Source organism: Vibrio sp. Of14-4 (assembly GCF_022347625.1).
GTDB classification, from domain to species: Bacteria; Pseudomonadota; Gammaproteobacteria; order Enterobacterales; family Vibrionaceae; genus Vibrio; species Vibrio pristinus.
The window spans coordinates 1-1177 of record NZ_JAKRGI010000053.1 but is presented as its reverse complement, the minus strand read 5'-3'; the positions used below and the strand labels follow the sequence as shown (position 1 = coordinate 1177).

General features: G+C 40.5%; 2 pseudogenes. Both read right to left on the bottom strand.

Features of this window, described 5'->3' with window-relative positions:
- Nucleotides 1-687, bottom strand: a pseudogene (locus MHN79_RS20765) (hypothetical protein); the annotation flags it as partial.
- 168 nt (nucleotides 688-855) lie between these two features.
- Nucleotides 856-1177 (bottom strand): annotated as a pseudogene (locus MHN79_RS20760) (hypothetical protein); the annotation flags it as partial.

The following is a 1177-nucleotide window of genomic DNA, read 5'->3' as shown; positions in this document are numbered from 1 at the left end:
GATAAGGATAGGCTGAGTACAGTAGCCAATTTTCCCTTTTTTATTTTCGCAATAAAGGTACAGTTGCAGACCTGTTCTATGTTCTAAAAAACCTAAATTCTCAAACCGACAAGCCGCGACACGGCCAAAAAACCAAGTGTAAACAATCCCTCTTTTGCGATCGAAATAGATATCAGCGGGCCTTGGTAAAGTTACAAAATAAGCGGTTGCAATTAACGCAAGGATTAAACATATAAAAAATATGGCCATATCGAATAATACAGCATCTTGGTAGTTTTTCTCACCATGATTAAAGACGGCATCCAGATAGTTAAAAAATGAACTTTGTCCTTCTTCACCTAACAAAGCCTCATGATATGCAATATCGACTCCTCTATTCTCGTAATCACTTTTTAATGCCACAACATCCCGAGCAAAAGAGATTTCACTAGAACTAGGACCTAAACCCTCACTAAAAGTAAACGTTAAAAACCATAGGGCTATAACTAACGGAGCAAGGAATGGCAGTCGCAAGTTGTCTCTTGCACTGCGCACGGCAAGCACATCATCTGTGACCTCCATAAAAGGTTCAAGTGGATCATCTTCAGGTTTGATTGAAGTGATCTTGGCAAACTCTTGTCGCCATTTCACTAACTTCTGTGGGTATTGATACCTAAATAAAAAGCCATGACTGTTTTTTCTTTTCACCGTTATGATCACTTATGACTATATTGAATGCCCTTTAGCTTTAAGCGCAGCGTTAACGCGTCGCTCACAGTTGTCTAGCTTTCGAACCACGCGACAGAGTTTGATAGAAAGATAGCCAGAAAGTGGGCATTTTATCAGACATTCATCCAACCTCTGTCTGCGCAGATATCAATTGGGCACTTTTATTCGGCCGTACATAAGAGGGAGTTCATGCTCTAGCTCAAGAATGGTGCCTAGTCGCTTTTCAAATGATTCTGGGCGCTTGTCTATGCGAAAATAGGTCCTTGGTCGCTCTCTCAAAAAGTGCTCTCCTTTTATTAACGCGCTTTTGCCTTTATCCATATAATTGAATAGTTGAGCAAAGAAATAGTCGTTATCTTTCTCTCCATTGAGTGTCACCTTGCCCGTAGGCTGGATAAGGATAGGCTGAGTACAGTAGCCAATTTTCCCTTTTTTATTTTCGCAATAAAGGTACAGTTGCAGACCTGTT